The sequence below is a fragment of the Sorangium sp. So ce128 genome (genome assembly GCF_051525245.1).
Taxonomy (GTDB): domain Bacteria; phylum Myxococcota_A; class Polyangia; order Polyangiales; family Polyangiaceae; genus Sorangium; species Sorangium cellulosum_B.
Genome location: NZ_CP150313.1, coordinates 3,858,325 through 3,884,831 on the forward strand (window position 1 = coordinate 3,858,325; position 26,507 = coordinate 3,884,831).

At 72.9% G+C, this 26,507-nt stretch carries 13 protein-coding genes; 9 read left to right on the forward strand and 4 right to left on the reverse strand.

Annotated elements, in window-relative coordinates; all coding sequences use genetic code 11:
• Nucleotide 1: 1 nt before the first annotated feature.
• Both WME82_RS14960 and WME82_RS14965 read right to left on the reverse strand, forming a co-directional pair.
• Complete coding sequence (locus tag WME82_RS14960; protein WP_437746103.1) at nucleotides 2-445, reverse strand: BON domain-containing protein; 444 nt, start codon at nucleotides 443-445, stop codon at nucleotides 2-4.
• 371 nt (nucleotides 446-816) lie between these two features.
• On the reverse strand, nucleotides 817-5,946 hold the full coding sequence (locus WME82_RS14965; RefSeq protein ID WP_438043376.1) for a sigma 54-interacting transcriptional regulator: 5,130 nt from the start codon (nucleotides 5,944-5,946) through the stop codon (nucleotides 817-819).
• Nucleotides 5,947-6,158: 212 nt separating this feature from the next.
• Here WME82_RS14965 and WME82_RS14970 point away from each other — a divergent pair, with 212 nt between their 5' ends.
• The 5 genes from WME82_RS14970 to WME82_RS14990 all read left to right on the forward strand — a co-directional run bounded on the left by WME82_RS14970 (nucleotide 6,159) and on the right by WME82_RS14990 (nucleotide 13,980).
• Nucleotides 6,159-6,797 (forward strand): hypothetical protein, encoded by a 639-nt coding sequence (locus WME82_RS14970; RefSeq protein ID WP_438043377.1) that lies wholly within the window; start codon nucleotides 6,159-6,161, stop codon nucleotides 6,795-6,797.
• A 141-nt stretch (nucleotides 6,798-6,938) separates the two neighbouring features.
• On the forward strand, nucleotides 6,939-8,069 hold the full coding sequence (locus WME82_RS14975; protein WP_438043378.1) for a Kazal-type serine protease inhibitor family protein: 1,131 nt from the start codon (nucleotides 6,939-6,941) through the stop codon (nucleotides 8,067-8,069).
• A 119-nt stretch (nucleotides 8,070-8,188) separates the two neighbouring features.
• Nucleotides 8,189-9,898, forward strand: a complete 1,710-nt coding sequence (locus WME82_RS14980) for a hypothetical protein (protein ID WP_438043379.1) — start codon at nucleotides 8,189-8,191, stop codon at nucleotides 9,896-9,898.
• Nucleotides 9,895-12,045, forward strand: a complete 2,151-nt coding sequence (locus tag WME82_RS14985) for an SWIM zinc finger family protein (RefSeq protein ID WP_438043380.1) — start codon at nucleotides 9,895-9,897, stop codon at nucleotides 12,043-12,045. The genes WME82_RS14980 and WME82_RS14985 overlap by 4 nt, the downstream gene beginning before the upstream one ends.
• Before the next feature lie 285 nt (nucleotides 12,046-12,330).
• Nucleotides 12,331-13,980: a reverse transcriptase family protein gene (locus tag WME82_RS14990; protein ID WP_438043381.1), complete on the forward strand. Its 1,650-nt coding sequence runs from the start codon at nucleotides 12,331-12,333 to the stop codon at nucleotides 13,978-13,980.
• A 123-nt stretch (nucleotides 13,981-14,103) separates the two neighbouring features.
• Here WME82_RS14990 and WME82_RS14995 read toward each other — a convergent pair whose 3' ends face one another.
• Nucleotides 14,104-15,066 (reverse strand): alpha/beta hydrolase family protein, encoded by a 963-nt coding sequence (locus WME82_RS14995; RefSeq protein ID WP_438043382.1) that lies wholly within the window; start codon nucleotides 15,064-15,066, stop codon nucleotides 14,104-14,106.
• A 146-nt stretch (nucleotides 15,067-15,212) separates the two neighbouring features.
• Here WME82_RS14995 and WME82_RS15000 point away from each other — a divergent pair, with 146 nt between their 5' ends.
• The 3 genes from WME82_RS15000 (at nucleotide 15,213) to WME82_RS15010 (ending at nucleotide 22,215) form a co-directional block, all read left to right on the forward strand.
• Complete coding sequence (locus tag WME82_RS15000; protein WP_438043383.1) at nucleotides 15,213-15,998, forward strand: helix-turn-helix domain-containing protein; 786 nt, start codon at nucleotides 15,213-15,215, stop codon at nucleotides 15,996-15,998.
• 272 nt (nucleotides 15,999-16,270) lie between these two features.
• Nucleotides 16,271-21,703, forward strand: coding sequence for a trifunctional serine/threonine-protein kinase/ATP-binding protein/sensor histidine kinase (locus tag WME82_RS15005; protein ID WP_438043384.1), 5,433 nt, complete (start codon nucleotides 16,271-16,273; stop codon nucleotides 21,701-21,703).
• A 14-nt stretch (nucleotides 21,704-21,717) separates the two neighbouring features.
• On the forward strand, nucleotides 21,718-22,215 hold the full coding sequence (locus tag WME82_RS15010) for a response regulator (protein WP_437768503.1): 498 nt from the start codon (nucleotides 21,718-21,720) through the stop codon (nucleotides 22,213-22,215).
• Here the strand turns inward: WME82_RS15010 and WME82_RS15015 are convergent, their stop codons facing one another.
• Nucleotides 22,216-24,129: a PAS domain S-box protein gene (locus WME82_RS15015; RefSeq protein WP_438043385.1), complete on the reverse strand. Its 1,914-nt coding sequence runs from the start codon at nucleotides 24,127-24,129 to the stop codon at nucleotides 22,216-22,218.
• Between the two features lie 133 nt (nucleotides 24,130-24,262).
• On the opposite strand from WME82_RS15015, the gene WME82_RS15020 reads away from it, so the two are divergent.
• A complete protein-coding gene (locus tag WME82_RS15020; RefSeq protein ID WP_438043386.1) occupies nucleotides 24,263-26,419 on the forward strand; it encodes a hybrid sensor histidine kinase/response regulator in 2,157 nt (718 codons plus the stop codon).
• Nucleotides 26,420-26,507: the final 88 nt, after the last annotated feature.

Sequence of the window (26,507 nt, forward strand, 5' to 3'; positions counted from 1 at the left end):
TTCAGTCAACGTCGACTTCGAGCTGGTTATCGACCCTCTGCACACCCGGGATCCCGAGGGCGATGGCGGCGATGTCGGCCTTCTCCTTGTCGCTCTTCACCGGGCCGCGCAGCGTCACCACCTGCCCCGTCGTGATGATCTTGACGTTCTTCGCGCTCATCGAGAGCGTGTCGTTCGCGACCACCGCCTGCCGGATCTTCTGGGTGATCGTGCGATCGGCCTCGTTCTCGCCCTGGTCCCCGGGGGTCAGCGCGGCGGGATCGCGATCGCGATCGTTCTTGCCTGTGTTGTCGGCGGCCGTCGGCGTGGGGTTGTTCGCCCGCTGGGCGACCTCGCCCGGCACCATGGGACTGCCGTCCGAGCGAGTCGTGCCTTCCGCTCGATCGCAGCCGGCCGCAGCGGCAAGCGAGAGAGGCAGCAGCAGGACGAATTTTGCTGTGTTCATGCCCGGCACCCTCGCAAGGCCCGGGCCATCCCTGGCGGAGAGCGCCTGTCGGTGCGCGGTCGTGGTCAGGGTGGAGCATGATCCCCGTCACGCCGATGGATGAGATGCCTTTCTCCACGCCGTGTCGTGGGCGGCTCTTCCATCGCGTCGGGGTGCGCGGCGCCACGCGGCTGGCAGGCTCATGGCTGGATAGAGGCCGGACTGCCCCAAGTGGGGCGAACTGCCCCGTGCCGGCGATGTCAGAAGAGGAGAACTAATGCTATCGGGCGGAGGATGGTGCGTGTGTACGCCTGTGACGGACGCCGTCCAGAGCGCCAGTCGCCAGCGTCCGATCGGGCCCGCGCTCGCGCTCGGGGCGCTGGAGGAAGGGCTCAGTCGTCGCGGGCGCCTTTCGGCCGTTCGGTCGTGCGTGGGATGGGCGGCTCGATCGGCCGTTCGATTCCGAGCCGCCGCAGCTTCCGGTAGAACGTCGCCCTCGACATGCCCGCCTCGCGCGCGGCCTGGAGCGCGTTCCAGCCGGTCCGCTCGAGCGCGGCGAGCAGCGCGGCGCGCTCGTCGCGCGGCGGTCGCGGCGCGCCGCGGCCGCCGCCTTCCTGCGCGCGGGGCAGGTCCACGTCGTCGGGGCCGATCCTGCGGCCGTCGCACAGCACGACCGCCTTCGTGATCACGTTCTCCAGCTCGCGCACGTTGCCGGGCCAGCCGTGCTGGCCGAGCCGCCGCAGCGCCTCGTGGGACAGCTGCGGCGCCGGGCGGCCCAGCTGCTCGGCGGCGCGGCGCACGAAGTGGAGCGCGAGCTCCGGCAGGTCCTCCAGGCGATCGCGCAGCGCCGGCAGCCGGACCTGGACCACAGCGACGCGGTAGTAGAGGTCCTCCCGGAAGCGCCCGCGCGCGGCCTCGGCCAGGAGATCGCGGTTCGTCGCGCAGACGAGGCGGAAGTCCACGCGCACGGCCTCGGCGCTGCCCACCGGGCGCACCTCCCGCTCCTGGAGCACCCGGAGCAGCTTCGCCTGCACCTCGAGCGGCATCTCGCCCAGCTCGTCGAGGAAGAGCGTGCCGCCGCGCGCCGCGACCACGAGGCCGGTCCGGTCCCGGTCGGCGCCCGTGAACGCGCCGCGGACGTGCCCGAAGAGCTCCGACTCGAGCAGCGCGGCGGGGAGCGCGGCGCAGTTGATCCCCATGAACGGGCCGCTCTTCCGCGGGCCGGCGAAGTGGATGGCGCGCGCGACGAGCTCCTTGCCGGTGCCGCTCTCGCCCGTCACGAGCACGTTGACCGGCGCGTCGACCACGCGGTCGAGCGTCGCGAACACCGCGCGGAGCGCGGGGCCGCGCCCCACGATGGCGCCGTAATCGTAGCGGTGCTCCAGGGCCTGCTGGCGGACGAGCACCTGCTCCTGCAGCCGGTCGATCTCCGCGGCCTGGCCGCGCAGGAGCTCCTCGACGCGGCGCCGCTCGGCCTCGAGCTCCACGGTGCGGCGGCGCAGGTCGTCGACGAGCCGCGCGTTGCGCAGCGCGAGCGCGACCTGGTCGGCGAAGGCGAGGAGCAGGTCGACGTCCTCCGGCGCGAACCGCGCGCGCCGGAAGCGGTTGTCGAGGTAGAGCGCGCCGAGCACGCCGTCCGGCGAGCGGATCGGCACGGCGATCACGGACCTGAGCCGCATCGCGTGCACCGACGCGTGCTCGTGGAAGCGCGGGTCCTCCTGGGCGTCCACGGTGACCACGGGCTCCTGCGTCGCGATCGCGCGCTCGGCGATGCCGTAGCTGAACTTGAGGTGGCTCCTGCCGACCTTCTCCCGGTCGACGTTGCGCGCGACCGCGACGCGCAGCTCGCCGCCCGGCTGCTCGATCAGCAGGAACCCGCGCTCCGCGGCCGTGAGGTCGATCGCGGCGTCCATGGCCATCGCGAGGATGTCGGCGATCTCGACGGAGGAGTTGAGCCTGCGGAACACCGCGAGGAGCCGCTCGAGCTTGGCCGTGCGCTCCGCCGCCGGCGGCGCCGCGGCCTCGGCCGCCGCGGGTGTGCGCGCCGGCTGCGCCGCGCGGCGCCGGGGGTGGGTCCAGAAGGCGTGCTGCAGCGCCTCCGGCAGCGAGCGCGCCATGGCGGTCCAGGCGGCGGCCGCGCGCTCCCGCTGCGCCGCGGCGGCCTCCGGCTCGCCGGCGAGCTCGTGGGCTTCGGCCAGCGCCAGGCGGACGTCCGCGGCGAGGTCGGGCTGCGCCGCGCGCTCGGCGAGGCCCAGGGCGCGCTCGAGGCGCTCCCGGGCGGCGGTGAGGTCCTGACCGAGGTTGGGCTGACCGAGGTTGAGGCCACCCTGACCGAGGTTGAGGCCACCCTGACCGAGGTTGGGCTGACCGAGGTTGAGGCCACCCTGACCGAGGTTGGGCTGACCGAGGTTGGGGCCGGGGCCGCCCTGACCGAGGTTGGGCTGACCGACGACGAGGCTGAAACCGCCCTGGTCGGAACCGACCTGACCGAGGTTGCTGTCGCCCTCGCCGTCGAGCAGCGCGAGCCGCCCCTCCAGCAGCGCCGCGCGCGCCCCGAGGTCGGGCGCCTCCCGGGCGGCGCCGTGCTCCCGCGCCCGGCCCAGGGCGGCCCGCGCGTCCCCCACCGCGCCCCGCGCGAGGTGGGCCCGGCAGAGCTCCAGCTCCTCCTCCACCACCTCCCGCTGCGCCCCCTGCGCCTCGAAGCCGCGCCGCGACCGCTCGAAGCAGCGCGCCGCCTCCTCGGCGTCGCCGCCCGCGAGCGCGCAGTCCCCGAGGACCGAGGCCGCCGCCGCCGCGAAGAACGGCGCGCCCCGCCGCGCGGCCTCCGCCTCCACCCGGGAGGCCACGCGGGCGGCCCGCTCGAACGCCCCCACGTCCGCCCAGAGCTTCGCCAGATCGAAATCGAGGACGAGGACCAGGTCCGCCTGGCCCAGGGCGGAGGCGAGCCGCGCCCCGCGCTCGTAGGCGGCGAGCGCTTCCCCGAGCTCGCCCGACTGGTGGCACGCCGTACCCACGTTGAGGCTGCAGCGCGCCACCAGGTCGCCGAGCCCGTGCTCCTCCGCCGTCGCCAGCGCCTGCCGGTACCCGACGAGCGCTGCCTCGACCTCCCCGGCCCGGAAGGCGTCGATCGCCTGGTACGACAGCGCCCGCACCAGCGCCCTCGGCGCCCGCCGATCGCGGTGCAGCCCGGCGGCGAGCCCGAGGTGCAGCCCCGCGAGCCGGCGCTCCCCGAGGTAGCTCGCCGCGACGCCGACGTCCTCGTGGAGGCTCGCCAGCACCTCCGGCTCGTCGCACCACGCGAGCGCCGGCTCGGCGCGGGCCCGCGCCTCCGCGTGGGATCCGAGCCGCAGCAGCGCCCGGCTCGCCAGATCGGCGAGCCCCGCGCGCTCGCGCGGCGTGGACGATGACGCCGAGCCCTCCCCGCCGGCCTGCTCGCTCCGCTCGGCCTCGTCGAGCCGCGCGAGCGCCGCCGTGGGGTCGCCCAGCTCCAGCAGGCACGCGCCGAGCCGGACGAGGGCCTGGGCGCGCCGCGCGCCGAGCTCTCCGGCCTCGTCGCTCGCGAGCAGGTGCTCCAGCACCTCGCGCGCCCGCGCCGCGCGGCCGACGCGCTGGAGGGTGGACGCGATCTCGAGCCGCGCCTCCGCCGACGTCGCCACCTCGAGCAGCGCCTCCGCGGTCGCGCCCCACGGCCTCGGATCCGCCTCGCGCTCCGCGCGGCGCTCGAGGAACAGGCGCTCGGCGGCGGCCGCGTCGCCCGACAGCGCGAGGTGCAGCACCCGCTGCTCGGCGTGCGCCGGCAGGGCGGCGGCCGCCCGCGCGTGCGCTGCGCGCACCGCCTCGCCGCCGAGGGCGCAGAGGAGGGCGGCGATCGGCCCGGCGCGCGTCAGCGTCCACCCCCCTGCGGTGCGCGCGGCGACGCCGCGGGCGGCGAGCTCGGCCAGGTGCGCGACCGGGAGCCCGAGCGGCGGCAGCTCCTCGTCGGCGACCGCGCCCCCCTGCACGGCCAGCGTCGCCACCGCGTCCCGCAGCGGCCGCCCGAGGCCCCGCAGCCGCAGCGCGTAGCGCGCGCTCGCCCCGGGCGTCGTCGCGTCGAGCCCGGCCACGTCCCCGCTCTCGGCGAGCCGCCCCGCGATCACCACGAGATCGGCGGGCCACCCCGCGCTCGCGCGCAGCACGACCTCGGTCGCGTCGCCCAGGCCGATGTCGTCCATCCAGCGCTGCACCGCCTCGCGCCCGAGCGGCGGCAGCGCGACCTCGCGCGCGCTCCGCCCCGCCTCGGCGGCCACCGCGGCGAGCGGCGCCCGGCCGCCGCCGTGCGGGACGCGCTCGGCGGCGAGGAGCAGGACCGGATCCTCGGGGCCGAGCAGGCGGGCGAGCGCCTCGAGCATCTCCCGGTCCGCCCCGCTCACCTCGTCGGCGTCGTCGAGCACGAGCACCAGCGGCCCGGCCCCCGCCCCCGCGTGGCCTCCCCGCGCCCGCGTCAGGCGCTCGTGCGCGCGCAGGGCGCCCAGCGCGCCGGCGGGGAGCGCCTCCTCGCCGGTCGCGCGGCGCAGCATCGAGGCCACCGGCGCGCTGGCCCTGGCGAAGCCCTCCACGGCCTCCATCCGGAGCTCGGCGCTCCACGTCGCCTCGCGCAGGAGGCGGCTCTTCCCGCAGCCCGGCTCCCCGGCGATCACGCAGACGCGCGGGCCGCGCTCGCCCCGCTCGAGCGCGGCGAGCGCCTCGGCGACCGCGCGCATCTCCGCATCGCGCCCGACGAGGTGGGGCGGCTCCGGCGGCGGCGGGGCCACGGCGCGCGGCGCGGCGCCCACCCAGTCGAGCACCTCGCCCGCGTCGGCCGGGCGGTCGCGCGGCTCGGACCGCACGAGGCGCTCGACGAGCGCGCCGATCGCCTCCGGCAGCGGCTCCGCGAGCAGCGGCGCGATCGCCTCGAGCGTACGGCCGAGCGAGAACAGGTCCGCGCGCCCGTCGGCCGGCTCGCCGCGGATCACCTCGGGCGCGAGGTAGCCCCGGGTGCCGGAGACGCCGTCGTCGGGCCTCCCCCCGAGCCGCGCCGCGCAGGACAGGTCGATCAGCACCGCGCGCCCCGAGGCCCCGACGAGGATGTTGGCCGGCTTCACGTCGCCGTGGCGGATGCGCGCGCGGTGGAGGAACCGCAGCGCGTCGAGCACGTCCACGATCGCGGCCCGCGCCTCCTCGAAGCGCCGGCCTGTCACGTACTCGTCGAGCGGCGCGCCCAGCACCGCCTCCGACGTGAAGTAGAAGCGCGGCTCGCCGGTCTCCCGGAGCATGCCGAAGTCGAGGACCCGGACGAGGTGCGGATGGAAGAGCCCCGCCAGCATCCTGAACTCGCCGCGGAACGCCGCCCGCTCCGCCGTGCGCGCGTGGCCGAGCAGCTTGAGGCACAGGTCCCGCCCGAGCGCCTCGTCGCGCGCGAGCCACGCCGTGGCCAGGCCCCCCCGCCCCAGGGGACGGATCAGGCGGTAGCGGCGGGCGAGCAGGGTCCCTTCGGCTTGGCTCACCCCCATAGTGTCTCACGAATGTGCCATATGAGACAGTGAGACACTCGATGAGACACTTGTGCCTCGCATTTCACGACGATTTCCGTCCTTTTTCATTCGGCACCAGGTTTGCTCTAATGGCCGGCATGGCGATGCGGACGACATACGGACACCGAGGACGGCGGGGCGCGCGCGTCGCGACGCTCCTCGGAGCGCTCGTTGGCGGCTGTGTCGTGAGCCCGCAGCCGAGCCCGCCGGTCCACGAGCCGATCCTGGACACAGGGCTCGTCGGCGTGTCGGGCGACCCCCAGGTCTTGCGGCAACAGGTCTTCCTCAAGGGCGAGCCTGGCGCGGTCGAGCCGGCGGAGGGCGTGGTCGTGGTGACGAACCTCGACAGCGCGGACGCGCCCGTCATCGCGGAGATCAGCCGCGACGGCAGCTTCGTGGCCGCGGTGGACGCGTCGACGGATCAGGTCCTGCGGATCCAGGTGAAGCAGGGCGAGCGCCGGTCGGAGCCGGTGGATCTGCAGCTCACGGGGGAGCCCATCAACGCGACGCAGACGATGCTGGCGCACCTGCCTTGCCTCACGATCGAGCCCGCTTCGTGGGTCTCGCTCGAGGCCGGCGAGAGCGACGTTGTCGTCGGCAACACGTGCGCCGAGGACGTGTCCATCGGCGCGCCGCGCTTGCGCCGCGGCGCGGGGCCGTTCGGGGTCAGCCCGGCGGAGGCGTTCGTGGTGCCGGCGGGCGAGTCCGCCGTCGTCACGGTGCGCGCGGACGGTGAAGGGGTCGAGCGCGAGGACGTGCTCTTCCTCGAGGTCACGGCGCCCGAGCCCGGGCGCCGCGTCCTGACACTGACGCTCCCCGACTGAGCGGTCGGGGAGACGAACATCGAACTCGCGCGCCGCGCTCGCCGTACTGCGCGCGGCGCGAGGCGCCCTTCCCCTGGAGGGGAGGGGCTCGTGGATGTCTATCGCCTCGCCGGTGACGGCGGGGCTCTTTTGGAGGAACCCATGAACGTCCAGAATCGTATCAAGAGCAGCCGTATCGGATCCTTTCTCTGGCTCGCGCTGTCGATGCTCCCGCTCGCCGTGGGCTGTCAGGTGGAGATCGCCGACGACGACACCGCGTCCAACTCGGAGGAGGTGAGGGGCGGCGGCGGGCAGGGCAAGGCCTGCGGCGGCCTCCTCGGCCTCTCCTGCAAGAAGGGCCTCTTCTGCGACTACGAGCTCGACGCCATGTGCGGCGCGGCCGATCAGACGGGCACCTGCCAGCCCATCCCCGAGGTGTGCACGAAGGAGCTCAGGGAGGTCTGCGGCTGTGACGGCAACACGTACAGCAACGAGTGCATGGCGAACGCGGCGGGCACGTCGGTGTCGTCGATCGGCCAGTGCGCGCCTCCTCCGGGCGACGTCTGCGGCGGCCTCCTCGGCCTCTCCTGCAAGGAGGGTGAGTTCTGCGACTTCGCGCCGGACGCCCAGTGCGGCGCGGGCGACATGACGGGCACCTGCCTGCCCACGCCGGGCGGGTGCACCAGGGAGTACGACCCCGTCTGCGGCTGTGACGGGAACACGTACGGCAACGCGTGCACGGCGAACGCGGCGGGCGTCTCGGTCGCGTCGGAGGGCGAGTGCGCGCCGCCGCCGTCGGAAGGCAAGGCGTGCGGCACCCGCGGCGGCTGGACGTGCGAGAAGGGCGAGTTCTGCAACTTCCCGCCCGAGGTCGAGTGCGGCGCGTGGGACGGGCCGGGGGTCTGCACGCCCATCCCGGAGGCGTGCACGTTCGAGTACAACCCGGTCTGCGGCTGCGACGGCCAGACGTACGGCAACGCCTGCGCCGCCGCCTCGGCGGGCGTGTCGGTCGCGTCGAAGGGCGAGTGCGCGCCTGCTCCCGGGACGATCTGCGGCGGCATCGCGGGCTTCGCGTGCGACAAGGGCGAGTTCTGCAACTACAGCCTCGAGGCCATGTGCGGCGCGGGCGACATGACGGGCACCTGCGAGACCATCCCGGAGGCGTGCACGGAGCAGTACGACCCGGTCTGCGGCTGCGACGACACCACGTACCCCAACGCGTGCTTCGCGCACGCGGCGGGCGTGTCGGTCGTGTCGCGCGGCGAGTGCGCTGAGACGCCGGTAAGGCGGTAAGGCGGTACCGTAGGCGCCGGCCGCGCCGCGCGTCGCGTGACACCCCCCTCGCGCGACGCGCGGCGCGGCGGCGCCGCCCTTGACCGGCTACGCGCCGGTTCCGTAGCATCCTGCCGCGCATGAGCGCCGCTCGATCCCAGACAGCGTCGACGCTCCTCCTCGACGAGCACTTCGAGGCCGGCGACGACCGGTTCGTGGACGAGGTGCTCGCCTCGGAGGCGGGCCGGAAGCTGAAGGCGCTCGCCCCGCGCTGGTACGCGGACCGGCGTCCCTTCGCGCGCCGCGCGCTGCTCCGCTACATCGACGACGGCTGCGACCGGCCGCACCACCGCGGCCTCGTCAAGGTCCTTTACAAGCTCGCCGAGCAGGCGGGAGACGACGAGATCGTCGGCCGCTTCATGGTCGCCTTCGATCGCCTCGTCCGCCGCAAGCTCGTCAAGGTGACCCGCTACGACTGGGTGACCAGGACCTCCAGCGACGAGCCCTGCCTCGTCAGCGACACCGGCGTGCCGGTCAGCCTCCCGCAGGGCGACGTCGCGTCGCCGCGCTTCTCGATGCGGACGCGCCACTACCTGCGGCGCCGCGCGTTCCGTTACTTCCGGCGGCTCGGCCGGCGCGACGCCGCCCGCTACGGCCGCGCGATCCGCGCCGCGCTCGCGCTCTACCGCGACGAGCACCTCGACAGGCCCGAGCGGCTGCTCGACGCCTGGGGGCTGCTCCACGCGCTCTACTGGGGCTCGCCCGCCCTCGAGCGCCTCCCGCGCGGCGTCCGCCTCGCGGAGGGCGCCGCCCTCGCCGAGATCGAGCCCGCGCCGATCTACCCCGAGGCGTGGCAGGGCGCCTTCGACGAGGTGCTCGGCCTGGTCACGGCCGCGAGGAGCCGCACCGTCCGGGCGTTCGCCGTGGGGCTGCTCGAGCGCGGCTACGCCGCCGAGCTCCGCGGCCTGCCGCTCGCCCGCGTGCGCGCGCTCCTCGAGAGCCCGCACGACGAGGTGCAGACCCTCGCCGCCGGCCTGCTCCGGCAGATCCCGGGCCTCGGGAGCCTGCCGATCGCGGACTGGCTCTCGCTGCTCCAGACCGAGAACGCCGCGGCGCTCGCCTTCGTCTGCGAGGCGGTGGTCGAGCACGTCTCGCCTTCGCGGCTCTCGCTCGCCGAGTGCGTGGCCCTCGCCTGCGCGCGCGCCGCGCCGGTCGCGGAGCTCGGCCTCCGCTGGGCGAGGACGAAGCCCGTCGAGACCGCCGCGGATCTCGACACCCTCGCGCGCCTCGCGACCGCGGTCGCCCCCCGGGTCCGGGAGGAGGCGGTCGCGTGGCTCGTCGAGGTGCTCGGGCGCTCGCCCCACGGCCGGGCCGAGCACGTGCGCGATCTCCTGGACTCCCGCCACGAGGACGTCCGCGCCCGCGCGCTCGAGCTCTTCGAGGCCGACGTCCGCTTCCGCGACGACACAGGCCTGTGGGCTGCGCTGGCCGAGACGCCGCACGCCGATGCCCGCGCCTTCCTCGTCCGGCACCTCGCCGCCCGCAAGGCGGCCTTCTCGCCCGAGGCGCTGCGGCACGTCTGGGCGGTGGCGCTGCTCGCCGTCCACGGCGGCGCGCGCGACAAGCGCGCGGTCGTCCGGCAGATCGCGGACCGCGTGGTCGCCCGGCCCGGCGAGGCCGACGCGCTCCTGCCGCTGCTCGGCGTCGCGCTCCGCAGCGTGCGCGCGCCCGAGCGGCGCGCCGCCCTCGGCGCCCTCGCCCGCGCCGCGTTCCGCGCCCCCGCGCTGCGCGACGCCATCGCGCGCAGGCTCCCGGAGCTCCGGCTGTTCGAGGGGGAGGACGCGGCGTGAGCTTCGATCTCCGCTACCTCGGCACGAGCGGCGTCAAGGAGCTCGGCGGCGGCGCCGCCCTCAGCTTCGCGCCCAACCTCGCGCGCCCCAGGGTCTTCTTCGACGGCGAGCTCGCGCGGCCGGCGCGCTTCCGCGAGGCGATCAGCGCGCTCCACGACGTCGTCGTGGGCGACCTGCGGCGCCTGCCGAAGGATCGCTCTGCCCACGAGGCGTGGAAGCAGCAGGAGGCCGAGCGCGAGGCCCGGCTCCGCCGGGAGCTCCACGGCGAGGCCATGAAGGCCGAGCTCGCGCGCTTCGGGAGCGCGCCGCTGCCGCCGAACCTCGAGGCCGACTTCCGGAAGATGCACAAGCTCTACTGGGGCGCGCGCGTCCGCTGGGCGAACGAGCTCGCGCGGAGCGATCCGCAGCTCTTCCGCCATCTCGTCCCCTGCGATCCGGTCGTGACCGTCGCGCCCGATGTCGTCTTCTTCGAGTGCTTCTCCAAGGACGAGTCGAGCTACGGCTGCCTCTCGGTCGATCGCGACGCCTTCCGGGGCGCGCAGGACGCCGGCCTCGGCACGACGAACGTCGACTACTCGCTCGCGCTCTACGAGCACTTCCAGACGCTCCGCAGCTACCGGCCGACGCGGCTCCTCGTCGATCCGACCGGCTTCGAGGTCGCCGTGGAGGGCCGCGGCGACTACCGCGAGGAGAAGATCGATCTCCCGCCCTCGTGGCTGCGCGGCTTCGGCCAGCTCCAGGCGGCGATGTGCCTGCCGTGCCGGAGGGTCGACGTCCCCGTGGAGGCGGTCTACTCGCTGCTCGCGCACCTCGATCGGCACCGTGAGCGCACGGGCCCGCGCAGCCTGCGCTTCCAGCTCACGCCGGGCAAGGCGCCGATCCTCGTGCTCGACCCCTGGGGCGTCTCCATCCCGTGCCGCGGCGTCACCTGCGACGATGTCCCCGTGGCCGTGGGGCCCGCGGCGGGCGCGGGTGGGCTCGGCCCGTACCGCTCCGGGGCGCCGAGGGGCGCGCCGGCGGCGGAGGCGACCGAGGAGATCAAGGTGTGGGGGAGGCGCCGCCTCTCGGTGCTCGCGCGGCTCCTGCCGCTCGCCGATCGCATCGAGGCGCGGCTGCTCGGCTCCGGGCTGCCGAGCCTGTGGATCGTCTTCATGGGCGAGATGCGCTTCACCCTCGCGCTCTCGGGCTGGACGGCGAACGACTGGACCTCGGGCTCTCACCTCGACGTCATGGCGGACGCCTTCACCCCGGACGCGCAGCTGGCGGACCGCGTCGCGCGCCACCTCGAGATGGTGCGGCGCGCGTCCTACGGCGAGCTCGCCGTGTCGATGGGCGCTCCGGACGGCGCGCTCCGCGGCGCGCTGCACCTCGCCGCGAAGCAGGGGCAGGTGGTTTACGACCACGCCGCGGAGTGTTATCGCTGCCGCCCGGTGATGCCGGTCGCCCTCTCCGACGCGCTGCTCGGCCCCGAGCCCCCGGAGCTCGCGGAGGGCCGGCGCATCGCCCGGGACGGGGTGGAGATCGCGCGGGAAGAGACCCTCTCCGGCGGCCGCCGCGTCGTCATGGCCAGGGCCAAGGCGACGAGCTGCGAGCTGCTCCTCGACACCGACGGCGCGATCAAGAAGGCGAAGTGCAGCTGCTCGTACTTCTACAAGAACCGGCTGCGCGCGGGCCCGTGCCGGCACCTGCTCGCGGTCAAGCTCCACCTGTCCGGCCGCGGTGACGCGGCGCCCTCGCTGCCGTCTCCGGAGCCGTCGCAGCAGGCGGAGGCCGGCGCGCGCGGCCCGCGGGCGACGACGGCCGCCCCGCGAGGCGAGGCCGTGCCGTTCCCCGCGGAGCTCCTCGCCGAGATCGAGCGCGCCGCGGCGGCCCAGCGGGCGGGGCTCGCGGAGGTCGTCGAGGGGTCGTGGGATCTCGCGTTCGAGCGCATCCAGGGCTGCCGCTCCTGGGTCGAGGCCCTCGCGCTCGGCGGTCCGGAGGCGGAGCGGGCGCTCCGCGCGCGCGAGCTCCGCGCGCCGGTCGTCAGGACGCTCCCGGTCCACGCGGACGTGCTGGCCGAGATCCGGCGCGTCGCTGACCAGTTCAAGGCGAGCCCCGCCGCGGTGGTGGGCCTCGCGTGGCTCGTCGCCAGGCGATCGACGAAGTGAGGTTCACCCACGATCCGAGAGTCCAGCCCTGCAAGGAGGTCCGTCCGCTCGAGCCCAACATGCTGCGGCGCTCCGCCGCGGTGGAGGTTGTTCTTCCATGCATCCCCACCCCCGATGTTCTTTGGGCGCCTTTAGCAGCTGTGCGGTTCCACTCAGAGGGACCTGCGGTCCTGGAACCGCACAGCTGCCCGGCGCCTGGGTGATCGGGCGTGGTCACGAGCAAGTAGTCGGGCGGGCGGGCTTCCTTGGAGGGCTGGACCGGGTGCTGTCCAGAGGAACTGTCGAATGGGCTTCTGGGACAAGCTGAAGTCGATGCTCGGCCTTGGCGGGGCCGAGCAGGGGGAGCGAGCGCCGGACGGGGCCGAGGCCGAGCTGGTGGGCGGCGGAGGCGCCGGGGCCGCGCCTGCGCAGGTCCAGGTGGCCCGGGCGGCGAAGCCGGCCGCCCGCGCGGGGCAGCCCCGCGCCGCGGCGGCGGGCGCGAAGCCGCGCCCCGCGGACCCCTACGACGCCGGCGGGATCCTCGGCCTCTCCGCGGACGAGCTGCGCAGGCGCGCTCTCAAGATCAACCCGAACATGACGGCCTGGATCGGCCGCGTGGACACGATCCCGCCGCAGAGCGACGAGCGCACCGCCCTCATCGATCGGGGCCTCGTCCTGCGCGGCCTGCTCACCGAGGCGCAGCTCGCCGAGATCCACCGCGTCGGCGATCTCTGGCTCAGGCACAAGGACGCCGCGGCGCTCGCCGGCACCGTCGCGGCGCGCTCGGCCGACGAGGCGATCGAGCGGCTCAAGCGCGAGAAGCTCGCCCGCAAGGAGGAGAAGCGGCGCCAGAGCGCCGAGCGCAAGCGCCAGCGCGCCGAGGCCGTCGCGCGCCGCCGGGCCGAGGACATCATTTTCGTGGGCACCGACGTCTCGGCGGGCCTCGCGGACCGACGCTCGCACGTCGAGTCGCTCGCCCAGCGCGGGCTGCCCGTGCTGTCCACCCCGGCCGACCTGGCCGCGGCCCTCGGCGTCGCCGTCCCGCGCCTGCGCTGGCTCTGCTTTCACGGCGAGGCCGTCGAGCGCCCTCACTACGTGTACTTCGACGTCCCGAAGCGCTCGGGCGGGACGAGGCAGCTCGCGGCGCCCCACGCATCCCTGGCCGCGGCGCAGGCCTGGGTCCTGCGCGAGATCCTGGAGAAGCTGCCCGTCGAGGAGCCCGCGCACGGCTTCGTGAAGGGCCGCTCCACGGTCACCAACGCGCGCCCGCACACGCGCCGCGACGTGGTCGTGAACCTCGATCTGTCCGATTTCTTCCCGACCATCACGTTCCCGCGGGTGCGCGGCGTCTTCCATCGGCTCGGCTACTCCCCGGCGGTGGCCACGCTCCTCGCCCTGCTCTGCACCGAGCCGCCGCGGCGTCCTGTCGAGTACGACGGGCAGCGCTACTGGGTCGCGGTCGGCGATCGCGCGCTGCCGCAGGGCGCGTGCACGAGCCCGGCGATCTCGAACCAGGTCGCGCGGAAGCTCGATCGCCGCCTCGCCGGCATGTGCTCCCGCGCGGGCTTCACCTACACACGGTACGCGGACGACCTCACCTTCTCGGCGCCCCCGGGCAAGCGCGGCGATATTGCAATGCTGCTGGCCCGCGTCCGCCACATCGTCGAGGAGGAGGGCTTCGCCATCAATCCGGCGAAGGGTCGTATCCAGCGCTCCGGCGGTCGGCAGGTGGTGACGGGCGTCGTGGTCAACGACAAGCCCTCGGCGCCGCGCGAGGAGGTGCGCCGCCTGCGCGCGATCCTCCACGCGGCGAAGAAGACCGGCCTCGCCGCCCAGAACCGCCGGGGCGTGCCGGACTTCGAGGCGCACCTGCGCGGCAGGATCGCCTATGTGCAGATGATCGACCGCGAGAGGGCCGCGCCGCTGCTCGCGGCCCTCGACGCGCTCACGGGGTGAACGCGGGGCGCATCTTCGTGCGCTGCGAGCTCCGCCGCGTCGTTCGGCTCGCTGCGGGGTACTTTCGTACGCCTCACTCGCCTGCCTGGTGCTCGGCAGGCCTCATCCGCGAGCGCTCGATCATCACGACTTGGACTCGACTCGTCCGAGCGGCCTGGCAGCGCCCGCCAGCGCGCTTCGTGCGTCCTGCCAGGCGGGGTCTCCGGGGTAGAGCGCGGTGCGGAGGTAGGCCCGCGTGAGGAGCTGGACGGCAGCCACGCGCTCGGGGTTCTCGTCGGTGGTCTCGGCGAGGTCGTAGCCCGCCACGCCCCCCAGCCCGTGCCCTGCGTCGACCAGCATGAGCAGCGACTTGGGGCCTGGGGAGAGGAAGTAGGGATCAGCGTGCCAGGCGGCGCCTGCGGTCGTCAGGTGGGGAGAGCCGTCTTTGTCGCCGGCGACCACGAGCGCGGGCGTCGTCATGGTGGAAAAATCGATGTTCGCGAAGAATGGGTAGTTCTCTGCTGCGTACTTGCTGAGGGCGTCGCCTCGGCCGGGCGCGGCGAGCAGCACGCCCGCCTTGATCCGCGGCTCGGCGACGCTCACCTCGCTTCCGTCGTGGGGATCCACCTGGCGCGCGCCGAGCAGCACGCTCGCGGTGTGCCCGCCCATCGAGTGGCCGAGGACCGCCACCTTGCTTCGATCCACACGCCCGGCGGTCGCAGGGACGGCGCGCTCGATCGCGTCGAGCTGGTCGAGGATGCGGCTCATGTCCTCGGCGCGCGCGCGCCAGAAGAGAGGCGCATCGGGGTGGTCCGAGCCTCTGAAGGGCAGCGTCTTCGAGTCGAGATGCGTGGGCTGGATCACGACGAAGCCGTGCGCCGCGAAGTAATTGGCGAGCGGGGCGTAGCCGTGGAGCGACGAGACGAAGTTGGAGGGGCCGTGGCCGTGCGAGAGCAGCAGGATGGGCAGCTCGCTTCCGGTCACGGGCGCGGAGACGCGCACCTGGAGATCGACGGGGCGGCCGGGAGCGCGCAGCACGATGGGGTGGATCGAGAAGACCTGCGCGGGTGCGCTGGAGGCGTTCGCTGCGGGAGTCGGTTGGCTCATGATGTGGAGTTCCTTTCGGGGGCTCGGCCCCGCTCATCGCCTTGGTAGCTCCCGCCACCGCTCTCTCATTGGAAGGACCGGACATTTTCGGAGCGCTCGCGCCACGTCGGCTTGAACGAACGCAGCTGGCGCGCGACACTGCGACGGTGCTGCACACGACGGACACCGCGGCGACGTTCTCGCTCTCGCGCTTCGTCGAGGGTGTTCACTCGCTCCTGCCGGTGGGTGGGCACACACGTCATGAACGGCTGCCCGACGGACGAACGATGCTCGTCTTCCGCGTGCTCGAGGAAGGCCAGAGAGGCGACGTGTGCGTCGCGGGGCCGCGCACGCGCGCGCTGTTCAAGAACGCCGGCGGTGTGGCGCGGGCGATCAGCATCCAGTTCAAGCCAGGCTGGTCGGCGCCGCTCCTCGGCGTGGCCGCGAGCGTGCTGACGGATCGGATCGTCCCGCTGGAAGACATCTGGGGCCGCCCGGGCGGCGATCTATGCGACGAGCTGCTCGCGGCGCGCAGCCTGCCGGAGCTCCTCGACCGAGTGTCCCGCGCCATCGCCCTTCGTACCCGCCAGACGTTCGAATCGGCATCGGCGCGGCTCGCGCGCCGCGCGGTTCGCTTGCTCGAAGGAGACGAGGTTCGGGTGGAGAGCGTGGCGGAGCGGCTGGGCGTCACGGCGCGGCATCTCCGCCGTGCCTTCACCGAGAGCGTCGGCGTCTCGCCGAAGGATTTCGCGCGCACCGTTCGCCTGCAGCGTGCGGTGCGGATGGCAGCGACCTCGAAGGACTGGGCGCGCATCGCGAGAGACGCGGGCTATTACGACCAGGCGCACCTCATCGCCGACTTCCGGGAGCTCGTCGGGCTCACGCCGGGCGCCTTCGTGAAGAGGGCGAGCGCCAGGGACTCGACGACGGCGTCACGACGCTCACGGAGCTAGCGGCCGGGCAGCGTCCCGGCTCCGTGCGGGCCATCGCCCTCTGTTCCCTGCTGCCTGTCCGGAGACCTCGCAGGCCCGGCTCCCAAAGTAGCACCCTGAACCAGAACAGGTATCAACGGCGGATATCCACCCACGCCGTCCGGCGAGATTCGTCCAGCCGCGAAGCGTCTTCGTGGTACCATCCAGGACACATTCGTGGCGGGGGCATGCCACGACGTGGGCTGTTGACCGCGCCTGACAGCGCCAGAGCACGTCCGACGTCAAGGGGAGTGATGCTGACGATCTCGGGGTATCAAGCGACCGACAAGATCTACGAGAGCGGCAGCTCGCGCGTCTACCGGGGCCAGCGCGCCGGAGACGGGCGCGCCGTGATCCTCAAGCTGCTGCGCTCGGACTATCCCAGCCAGACGGAGCTCACGCGCTACCGGCACGAATACGCGGTGCTCAGCAACCTGGATGCGCCGGGCGTCGTCCGGGCGCTCGACCTGTGCAGGCACGAGAACGGGCTCCTCCTCGTCCTCGAGGATTTCGGCGGCCGCTCGCTGGCGCACCACCTCCACCACCTCCAGCGCCGCCCGCTCGACGCCGCGGACTTCGTCCGGCTTGCGATCCAGATCACGCGCGCCCTTCGCGAAGTCCACGGAAGCGGAATTATACACAAGGATATCAATCCGTCCAATATCGTAGTCAACCGCGAGACGGGTGTTGCCAAGATCATCGACTTTGGCATCTCGACGCGGCTTTCCCGGGAGGAGCTCTCGATCAAGAGCCCCGCGGTGCTCGAGGGGACCCTCGCCTACATCTCTCCCGAGCAGACCGGCCGCATGAACCGGTCCCTCGACCATCGCACCGATTTCTACTCGCTCGGCGCCACCTTCTACGAGCTCCTCACGGGCGCGCCGCCCTTCAGCGCGACGGACGCCATGGAGCTCGTTCACTGCCACGTCGCGCGCGATCCCGCCCCGCCGCGCGCGCGCTGTCCGGGCGTGCCGGAGGTCCTGTCGGACCTCGTGATGAAGCTCATGGCGAAGGCGGCCGAGGGCCGTTACCAGAGCGCGGCGGGCCTCCTTCACGACCTGGAGGAGTGCGAGCGGCGCCTCGCGGCCACGGGCGAGATCACCCCGTTCCCGCTCGGCCGCGCCGACGCCTCCGGCGAGCTCCGCATCCCGCAGCAGCTCTACGGGCGCGAGCGCGAGGTGCAGGCGCTGCTCGAGGCGTTCGAGCGCGCGGCGCGGGGCGGCGCCGAGCTGATGCTCATCGCCGGGTACTCGGGGATCGGCAAGTCCGCGCTGGCGCACGAGCTGTACAAGCCCATCACCGAGGCGCGCGGGTACTTCGTCGCGGGCAAGTACGACCAGCTCCAGCGAAGCACCCCGTACACCGCGATCACCAGCGCGTTCCGCGACCTGGTGCGGCAGATCGTCGCCGAGCCCGAGGCGCAGTTCGCGCTGTGGCGCTCGAAGATCAAGGCCGCGCTCGGGGCGAACGGGCAGGTCCTCGTCGACGTCATCCCGGAGATCGAGCGCATCGTGGGCGACCAGCCGGCCGTCCAGGCGCTGGGGCCCGCCGAGTCCCAGAACCGCTTCGTGCGCGTCCTCCAGAACTTCGTCCGCGTGTTCTGCGACGCCGAGCGCCCGCTGGCCATCTTCCTCGACGATCTGCAGTGGGCCGACGCGGCGTCCCTCAGGGTCATCGAGCTCTTGATGACCGACGCGAAGCTGCGCGGCCTGCTCGTGATCGGCGCCTACCGCGACAACGAGGTGGGGGCCGCGCACCCGCTCTCGGCCGCGATCGCCGCGCTGCGACGGGAAGGGGCGGTCGGCCGGGTGCGCGAGATCTCCCCGGGGCCGCTCGGCGCCGAGATGGTCTGCCGGATGCTCGCCGACGCGCTGCGCGCGGACGCAGCGGCGGTCATGCCGCTCGCGGCGCTGGTCACGCGGAAGACGGGCGGCAACCCGTTCTTCGTCAACGAGTTCCTCCGCACGCTGCACCACACCGGGTGTTTGCGGTACGACGCCGGGCTCGCGGCGTGGACGTGGGATGTCGAGCACATCGAGTCCAGGAACATCACGGACAACGTCGTCGATCTGATGATCGGCAAGCTGCGGGAGCTCCCCGCGGACACGCAGCGAGCGCTCATGTCGGCGTCCTGCCTCGGCAACCGCTTCGACCTGGGCAGGCTCGTTGTCATCCGCGAGGAGACCCGCGCCGATGCCTACCGGCACCTCGCGCCCGCGCTGCAGGAGGGCCTCATCGTCCCGCTCTCCCCGATGGAGCCCGCGGCGCCCGACGATCTCGCCGCGCCGCTCGTCTTCCCGGACTACAGGTTCCTCCACGATCGGGTCCAGCAGGCCGCGTACGCCATGATCGAGGACGGCGAGCGCAGCGGCCTCCACGCCGACATCGGCCGGCTGCTCCTGCAGAGCCTGGGCGGGCGCGCCCCCGAGGAGAAGGTCTTCGACGTCGTCTACCACCTGAACCGCGGCGCCGACCTGCTGAGCGACGCCGCGGAGCTGCGGCGCCTCGCGGAGCTGAACCTCCTCGCGGGCCGGCGCGCGCTGCTCTCCGCCGCCTTCGACGCGGCGCGCGGCTACTTCGCCCGAGGCCTCTCGCTGCTGCCCGCGAGCGCCTGGCAGAGCGATCCTGCGCTGATGAGCGCGCTCCACGTCGGCGCGGCCGAGGCGGCGTGCATGAACGCCGACTGGGGCGCGATGAAGGAGCTCGTGGACGCCGCCCTGTGCGAGATCCACGACGTCATGAACAGGAGCAAGCTCTACGAGCTCCTGATCCTCTATCACCACACCCAGGCGGAGTTCCGGAAGGCCGTGGACATCGCCGTGGAGGCGCTCGCGCAGCTCGGCGAGACGTTCCCGGCGAGCCCCGGCATGCAGGATTTCCTCGACGCGTACACGAAGACGACGAAGCAGGTCGCCGAGATCGGCCTCGAGCGCCTCGGCCGGCTCGCCCCGATGACGGAGGCCCCGAAGCAAGCCGCGCTCGTGATCCTCCGGCGCGCGATCCATGCGTCGTATTTCGCCGCGCCGGAGATGCTCGGGCTCTTCATCTGCCGCGCGCTCGACCTGACGATGGATCACGGCGAGTCGCCGCTCTCGTCGTATGCGTTCGCGGCGTTCAGCGTGCTCGTCAACGCCGGCGTGGGCGACATCGCGACGGGATCCCGGTTCGGTGAGCTTTCGATCGCGGTGCATCGGCGCCGGGACGAGCCGTTCTACAAGGCGAGCGTCTACAACTTCTATTACGGGCTCTCCCGGCACTTCTACCGTCCGGCCCGCGAGAGCCAGTCGCCGCTCCTCGAAGGGTACCTGAGCTACGCCGAGAACGGCGACGCCGAGAGCGCCGCGTACTGCCTGATCAACGCCTTCGTCTGCGGCGCCGTCTCCGGGCAGAACCTCCTCGACCTCGAGGCGATGTTCGACAGGCACATCGAGGAGGTGTTCAGGTTCAAGCAGGAGCAGGTCATCAACCAGCTCAGCGTGTGGCGGCAGGTCATCCGGAACCTCACCGGCAGGTCCGAGCACGCGGCGAAGATCAAGGGAGAGTTCTTCGACGCCGAGCAGGCGCTCCCCGGCCTCTACGCGACGAAGAACTTCAACACCGTCAATTATATCCATACGGCGCAGGCCATGCTCTATTTCGTGTTCGGCGAATACGAGCTCGCCTACAAGCACGCCGCCGAGACGGAGCCGACCCTCGGCGCGAGCACGGGCAAGGTGTTCACGCCGCTGCACACCTTCTATTACTCCCTCGCCATGACCGCGCTCTACCCGGCGGCCTCGCCGGAGGACAAGGCGCGCTACCGCGCGAAGCTGTCGGAGAACCAGGTGAAGCTCAAGGCGCTGTCCGGTACGTGCGCCAGCAACTTCCTGCACCGGTACCTGCTCGTGGAGGCCGAGCTCGCGCGGATCGACGGCCGCGCGGCCGAGGCGCTGGACCTGTACGACCGCGCCATCGCGTCCGCCTCGGAGCACGACTACGTGAACGAGGCCGCGGTGGCCTGCGAGCTGGCGGGGCGGTTCTGGCTCGCGCAGGGGAAAGAGAAGCTCGCGCGCGTGTACCTCGCGGACGCGAGTTACCACTACGACCTCTGGGGCGCCGTCCGCAAGGCGCAGGACCTGGAGGAGCGGTATCCACAGCTCGCCGCGCGCGAGGCGCACCCTCCGCGATCCTCGGAGATCGCGCCCTCACGGACGTTCGTCACGACGACCTCGCTCGGCGCATCGCGCCTCGACCTCAGGACGGTCCTGAAGGCGGCGCAGGCGATCTCCGGGGAGATCGTGCTCGACAGGCTCCTCGCCAAGCTCATGTCGGTCGCCATGGAGAACGCCGGCGCCCAGCGCGGCTGCCTCGTCCTCCGGGACAGCAACGGCCTGCGGATCGAGGCCGAGGTCGACTGGACGGACGGCCGCGACGAACCGCGCTTCCCGGGGCTGCCGCTCGACCAGGCCGCGGCGCACGAACGCCCGCTCCTCTGGGCCGCGATCGTGCAGTACGTCGCGCGGACGGGACAGTGCGTCGTCCTCTCCGACGCCTCGACAGATCGGCAGTTCCAGCGCGACGACTACGTCGCGCAGCGCTGCCCGAGGTCGGTCCTGTGCACGCCCATCACCCACCATAACGGCCTTTACGGGGCCATCTACCTCGAGAACAACACGGCGGCCGGGACGTTCACCCAGGAGCGGCTGGAGCTCCTCTCGATGCTGTCCTCGCAGATGGCGATCTCCATCGAGAACGCGAAGCTCTACACGGGCGTGGAGCAGAAGGTCCGCGAGCGCACGGCGGAGCTCGAGCAGGCCCACGCGACGATCGTCCGCCTGGAGCGGGAGGCGGTCGAGAACCAGATGGCGGGCGGCTTCGCGCACGAGATGCGCAACGCCCTCTCGGGGGCCGCCATGGTGCTCGAGTCGGTGACCCAGGGCGGCGAGACGCTGTGCGCGAAGAACGCGGCCCGGCTCGGCGAGCTGTTCGACTTGCTCAAGGGCGATATCCCGGAGGGCAAGATCAAGGCGGCCATCGCCCATCTGGGCGACATCGAGGAGGCCGAGGAGACGCTCGACAGCGTGCTCCGGATGGTGGGCGACTGCACGGAGCGCGCGCTGAGCGTCACGAACAGGATCCTGGAGTACTCGAAGCTCGGCGTCGCGCTCGCCGGCAACGAGGTCGTGAGCCTCCGCCGCGTCATCGAGTCCGTCGCGGCGCGGCACCGCGACGAGTTCGCGCGTCAGGGTGTGTCGGTCGAGCTCGATCTCCGGGGCGGCTCGGCGGTCGTCGGGTACGAGTCGCACTTCGACTCCATCGTGAGCAACATCGTCCTGAACGCGCGCGACGCGCTGCTCCTGGTCGGCGACGGCCGCGGCCGGCGGATGCGGGTCGAGACGGTCGACGAGGGGGAGCTCCAGGTCCTCACCATCAGCGATAACGCCGACGGGATCTCGTCCGACGACCTCTCGAAGATCTTCCAGCCGTTCTTCTCGACGAAGCCGACGACCGGCGTGGGCCTGGGGCTCAGCTTCGTCTCCCGCCTCGTCGCGATGTACCGCGGGACGATCGACGTCGAGAGCGCCGCGGAGCGCGGAACGACGTTCATCGTCCGGCTCCCGCGCGCGGCGCCCCACCAACAGCCGCAACGGCCGCAGCCGGCCGGCGCGCCCGCCGGCCGGATCGATCTCAACCTCTCCGGGAATTGAAAGGAGGCGCCAAGATGACATCGGCGAAATTCACCAGGCGCTTCCGCGAAGCTTCGGGCGAGGCGCCGGAGGAGCCCGACAAAGAGCGGGCGATCGTGGTCGTGATCGACGACGACCCGCGGATGCGGTCTGCGCTCGAGTTCACGCTGCGGCGTGATTACGACGTGCGCCTGTACGCGAGCGCGCAGGAGGGCATCGCCGCCATGACGGAGATGGTCAGCCTGGTCATCCTGGATATCCGCATGCCGGGCATCGACGGGCTCACTGCCTACCTGAAGATCAAGGCGCTGTTCCCGAAGGTGCCGATCATCTTCTACACCGCGTTCCAGGACATCCTGGAGAAGCAAGACCTGCTCTCGACCCACAAGGCGTTCGGCTATTTCGACAAGAATGGCGACGTGTCGGGGCTCATCGCGGCCGTCGAGAAGGCCGTCCAGCATCACAGCCTGGTCTCCAGCATGGCGAGCGCGCAGAAGCTCGTGCGCGGGATCATGCCCCCGGACGCGAGCTGATCAGTCGCTCGCGTGCCGCCGCGCGCGCGGCAGCTCGACCGTGAACCTCGCGCCCTCGCCCAGGCGGCTCTCCACGCGGACCGCCCCGCCCATCGCCTCCGCCGCCTCGCGCACGATCCACAGCCCGAGCCCGAACCCGCTGTAATGGCGGGACGTCGTCGCCCGCTGAAAGCAGCGGAAGATCCGCTCGTGATCGGCCGCCGCGATGCCGATCCCGCGGTCGCGGACGGTGAGGCGCGCCATGTCGCCGGACGCCTCGAGCGCCACGTCGACGGGCTTGCCGCCGCCGTACTTGGACGCGTTGGAGAGCAGGTTGGTGATGATCTGCTCGATCCGCACCGGGTCCCAGTGGCCGCGGAGGGCGCTCGGCGCGTCGACGGTGACCGGGCACGCCGCGCGCCGGAGCAGCGCCGCGTGTCCGTCCACGATATCCCGGAGGAGCGCGCTGAGGTCGACCTCCTCCGGCGCCACCGTCATCGGCGCCGCCGTGATCTGCGAGATGTCGAGGAGCTCCTCGACGAGCCGGTTCAGCCTGCCGAGCAGCGCCTCCACGGCCTCGAGCTTCGGGATCACCTCCTCGGCGGCCGGCGGCGGCCCGCCGGCCCTCCGGTACATGCGAAGGAGCGCCTGCACCCGGAGCATCACCGGGGTGAGGGGCGTCTTGAGCTCGTGCGACGCGATGGTCAAGAACTCCTGGCGCGTCTCCTCGACGTGCTTCCGGTCCGTGATGTCCTCCGCGATGACGATGAAGTAGGCAGGCGCCCCGGAGGCGTGGCGGACCAGGGAGACCGTGACCTTCGCCCAGACCGGCTCGCCGCCCTTCCGGACATAACGCTTCTCCCGCGAGACCGTCTGGACCTCCCCCGACAGGATGCGGCGCACGTTCTCGATATCGGTGGGCAGATCCGGCGGATAGGTGATCTGCTGGAACGTGAGATCGGTCATCTCTGCATGGGAGTAGCCCACGAGATCGCAGAATTTCTCGTTCAGCCGGAGCCACCGGCCCTCGACCGACGCCTGGCCGATGCCGACCGCGGCCTGGTTGAATGTGGCGCGAAAGCGCTCCTCGCTCCTCCTCAGCTCCTCCTCGGAGCGCTTGCGCTCCGTGATGTCGTGGAACGACGTGACCACCGCGTACGGGATGGACTCGCTCGGGCGGAGCAACGGCTGCGAGTTGATGGATATCCACGCCATCTCGCCCTCCGGCCGGTGGACCCCCATGATCACGTTCTTCTGCGGCGCCCCCGTGCGGAGCGTCACGATGGCCGGGTGCAGGTCGCCGTTGAACGGAGCGCCGTCCTCGTGGACGGCCCTCCAGCGGGGATCGCGGCTCTCCCGTCCCGCCATCTCCGCGGACGTGAGCCCGAGGATGCGCTCGGCGCTCGCGTTGCACGCCTCGATCGAGCCGCTCGCGTCCTGGAGGACGATCCCCTCGTCGAGGGCGGCGATCACCGAACGATAGCGCTCCTCGCTCCTCCGGAGCGCCGCTTCCGTCGCCCTCCGCTCCGTGACGTCGGCGCAGATCATGAGCAGGGTGGCGACGCGGCCGCCGCGCAGGATGGGGCTGACCCTCACCTCGTAGAGCGCTACCTGGCCGTGCTCGCCGGGGATCGTGCACTCGCAGCTGTCGGACGCCCCCGACCGCACCACGCGCTCGACGCAGGAGCGGGCCGCCTCGCGCGTCTCCGGCGCGATGTGCTCGTAGATGCTCGTCCGCAACAGGCTCGTCGAGCTCGCCCTCGGCAGCGCGCGGCCGGAGAGCAGGATCGTGCCGTCCGGGGAGATCACCAGGATGCAATCGGATGCGCCGCCCAGGATCGCCTGCAGCAACGCCTCGGCGCCGCCGAGCTCGGCCAGCTGTCGCTTGAGCGCGTCGGCGGCGCCTTCTTCCGCGGATTTCCCCAGCGCGGCCACGCTCTATGCATTGTTACCAGAGGCCGCGGCCGCAACCGCGCGGACGAGCTCGCGTCGGCTGACGGGGCCCGCGCGGGGCCCGCGTCGCCGAGGTCTCCGGCATCGTTTCTCGGCGCGACGAGCGCGCCGGCGGGTGGCGAAACGCCGAGCGCGCCACTACGCAAACCTCCGGGCGAGGACGATGCGGAGCACACGGGTGGACGGGGCTGGCCGCCAGCGCGCCGAGGGCGCCGCCGCGGCCGGGCAGGCCGAGGCGGCGCTGCGGGAGAGCGAGGCCCGCGACCGCGCGGCCAGCGCAGAAGCCGCCCGGCTGGAGGCCGAGGCGGCCGTCCGGCGGAGCGAGGAGCAGTATCGCCTCGTCAACCGCGCCACGAACGACGTGATCTGGGACTGGGATCTGGAGACGAACCGGGTCTACTGGAACGGAGCGGTCGTCCAGCATTTCGGCTGCACGCCGGAGGAGCTCGGCGACGGCCCCGAGGGCTGGTACGACCGCATCCACCCGGAGGACAGGGCGCGGGTATCCGAGGGGATCCGCGCGGCGATCGACGGCAACGGGGAGAGCTGGACCGACGAGTACCGCTTTCGCAAGGGCGACGGCTCGTACGCGCCCATCCTCGACCGCGGCTACATCGGCCGGAGCGCGAGCGGCGTGCCCACCCGCATGATCGGCTCGATGCTGGATCTGACCGAGCGCCACCGGGCCGAGGCGGCGCTGCGCGAGAGCGAGCTCTTTCACCGTCAGACCCTCGAATCGATCCCGGGCATGGTGTGGGCGACCCGGCCCGACGGCTACTGCGAGTTCTTCAGCGAGCAATGGGTCGAGTTCACCGGCGTGCCCGCCGAGCGGCAGTTCGGCGACCGGTGGCTCGAGGTCCTCCACCCGGACGATCGGGAGCGGGTCTTCGCCGCCTGGCGCGCCGCGGTCGGGGGGCTCGCCCCGTATGACCTGGAGTACCGTATCCGGTGGCGCGACGGCGGATACCAGTGGTTCAAGGTGCGCGGGCGGCCCATCCGCGACGCCTCGCGCCGGATCGTCCGCTGGTTCGGGATCGCGATCAACATCCACGATCTCAAGATGGCAGAGCAGGCGCTGCGGGACGCGGACCGACGGAAGGACGAGTTCCTGGCCATGCTCGCCCACGAGCTGCGCAACCCCCTCGCGCCCGTCCGCACGGCCGTCGCGATGCTCCGGAGGGTCGGAGCGGCGGATCCCGTGCAGCGGCGAGCCCGGGACGTGATCGATCGCCAGGTCACGCACATGGTCCGGCTGATCGACGACCTGCTCGACATCTCTCGCATCGCCCGCGGCCGGATCCAGCTCCGCAAGGCGCGCTGCGATCTCGTCGGCATCGTCCGCCAGACCGCCGAGGATTACCGGGCGAACCTCGAGGCCGACGGCGTGGCGCTCCGCGTGAGCGCGCCGGACGAGCCGCTCTGGGTCGAGGGCGACGACACCCGGCTGGCGCAGATGCTGGGCAATCTGCTGCAGAACGCCGGCAAGTTCACCGACGCGGGCGCGCGCGGGGGCGGGCGCGTGGGCGTGCGCGTCGAGGCGGGCCCTCGGCCTCGGGCGTCCGGGCGCGAAGGGGGCGTGTTTGGACAGGCCGTCATCACGGTCGAGGACAACGGCGTCGGGATGGAGCCGGCGCTGCTGTCGCGCATCTTCGATCCGTTCAGCCAGGCGGAGCAGGGGCTGGCCAGGAGCAAGGGGGGGCTCGGGCTCGGCCTTGCGCTGGTGAAGGGGCTCGTCGAGCTCCACGGCGGGACGGTGGCGGCTCACAGCGAGGGGCCCGGCCGCGGCTCGGTGTTCACGCTGCGGCTGCCGCTCGCGGCGCCGGTCGCCCGGGACGTGTCGCCCGCCTCCGACGGGGAGGAGGCCACTCGCCAGGGGGTTCGCGTCCTCGTGATCGAGGACAACCACGACGCGGCCGAGAGCCTCGAGATGCTCTTGACCCTGAGCGGCTACGACGTGGAGACGGCGTTCGACGGCCCGACCGGCCTGACGGCGGCCCGGACGCGCCCTCCGGATGTGGTCCTGTGCGACCTCGGGTTGCCGGGCGGGATGGATGGGTACGACGTGGCCCGCGCCATCCGCGCCGAGCCGTCGCTCGCGTCGACGCGCCTCGTCGCCCTGAGCGGCTACGGTCAGGACGAGGACCGGAGGAGATCGCGAGAGGCGGGTTTCGACAGGCACCTCGTCAAGCCAGCCGAGGACACCGCGCTGATGGAGGCCCTGTCGGCGGGGCGCCGCGAGCTGCGGAGCACGGCGAGCCCGCTCTCGCGCTGACCTGCGGCCGCGCGCTCCGCCTGCCTCGCTCGCCCGCGGCGCCGCGCCGGGCGGCGTCCCGGAGGCCCCGGCGCGCGCAACCGCAGGC

Coding starts and splice junctions, on each gene's coding strand:
- WME82_RS14995 (WP_438043382.1), bottom strand. CDS start 15,066: ATGAGCCAACCGACTCCCGCAGCGAACGCCTCCAGCGCACCCGCGCAG.
- WME82_RS14960 (WP_437746103.1), bottom strand. CDS start 445: ATGAACACAGCAAAATTCGTCCTGCTGCTGCCTCTCTCGCTTGCCGCT.
- WME82_RS14980 (WP_438043379.1), top strand. CDS start 8,189: ATGAGCGCCGCTCGATCCCAGACAGCGTCGACGCTCCTCCTCGACGAG.
- WME82_RS15010 (WP_437768503.1), top strand. CDS start 21,718: ATGACATCGGCGAAATTCACCAGGCGCTTCCGCGAAGCTTCGGGCGAG.
- WME82_RS14990 (WP_438043381.1), top strand. CDS start 12,331: ATGGGCTTCTGGGACAAGCTGAAGTCGATGCTCGGCCTTGGCGGGGCC.
- WME82_RS14975 (WP_438043378.1), top strand. CDS start 6,939: ATGAACGTCCAGAATCGTATCAAGAGCAGCCGTATCGGATCCTTTCTC.
- WME82_RS15005 (WP_438043384.1), top strand. CDS start 16,271: ATGCTGACGATCTCGGGGTATCAAGCGACCGACAAGATCTACGAGAGC.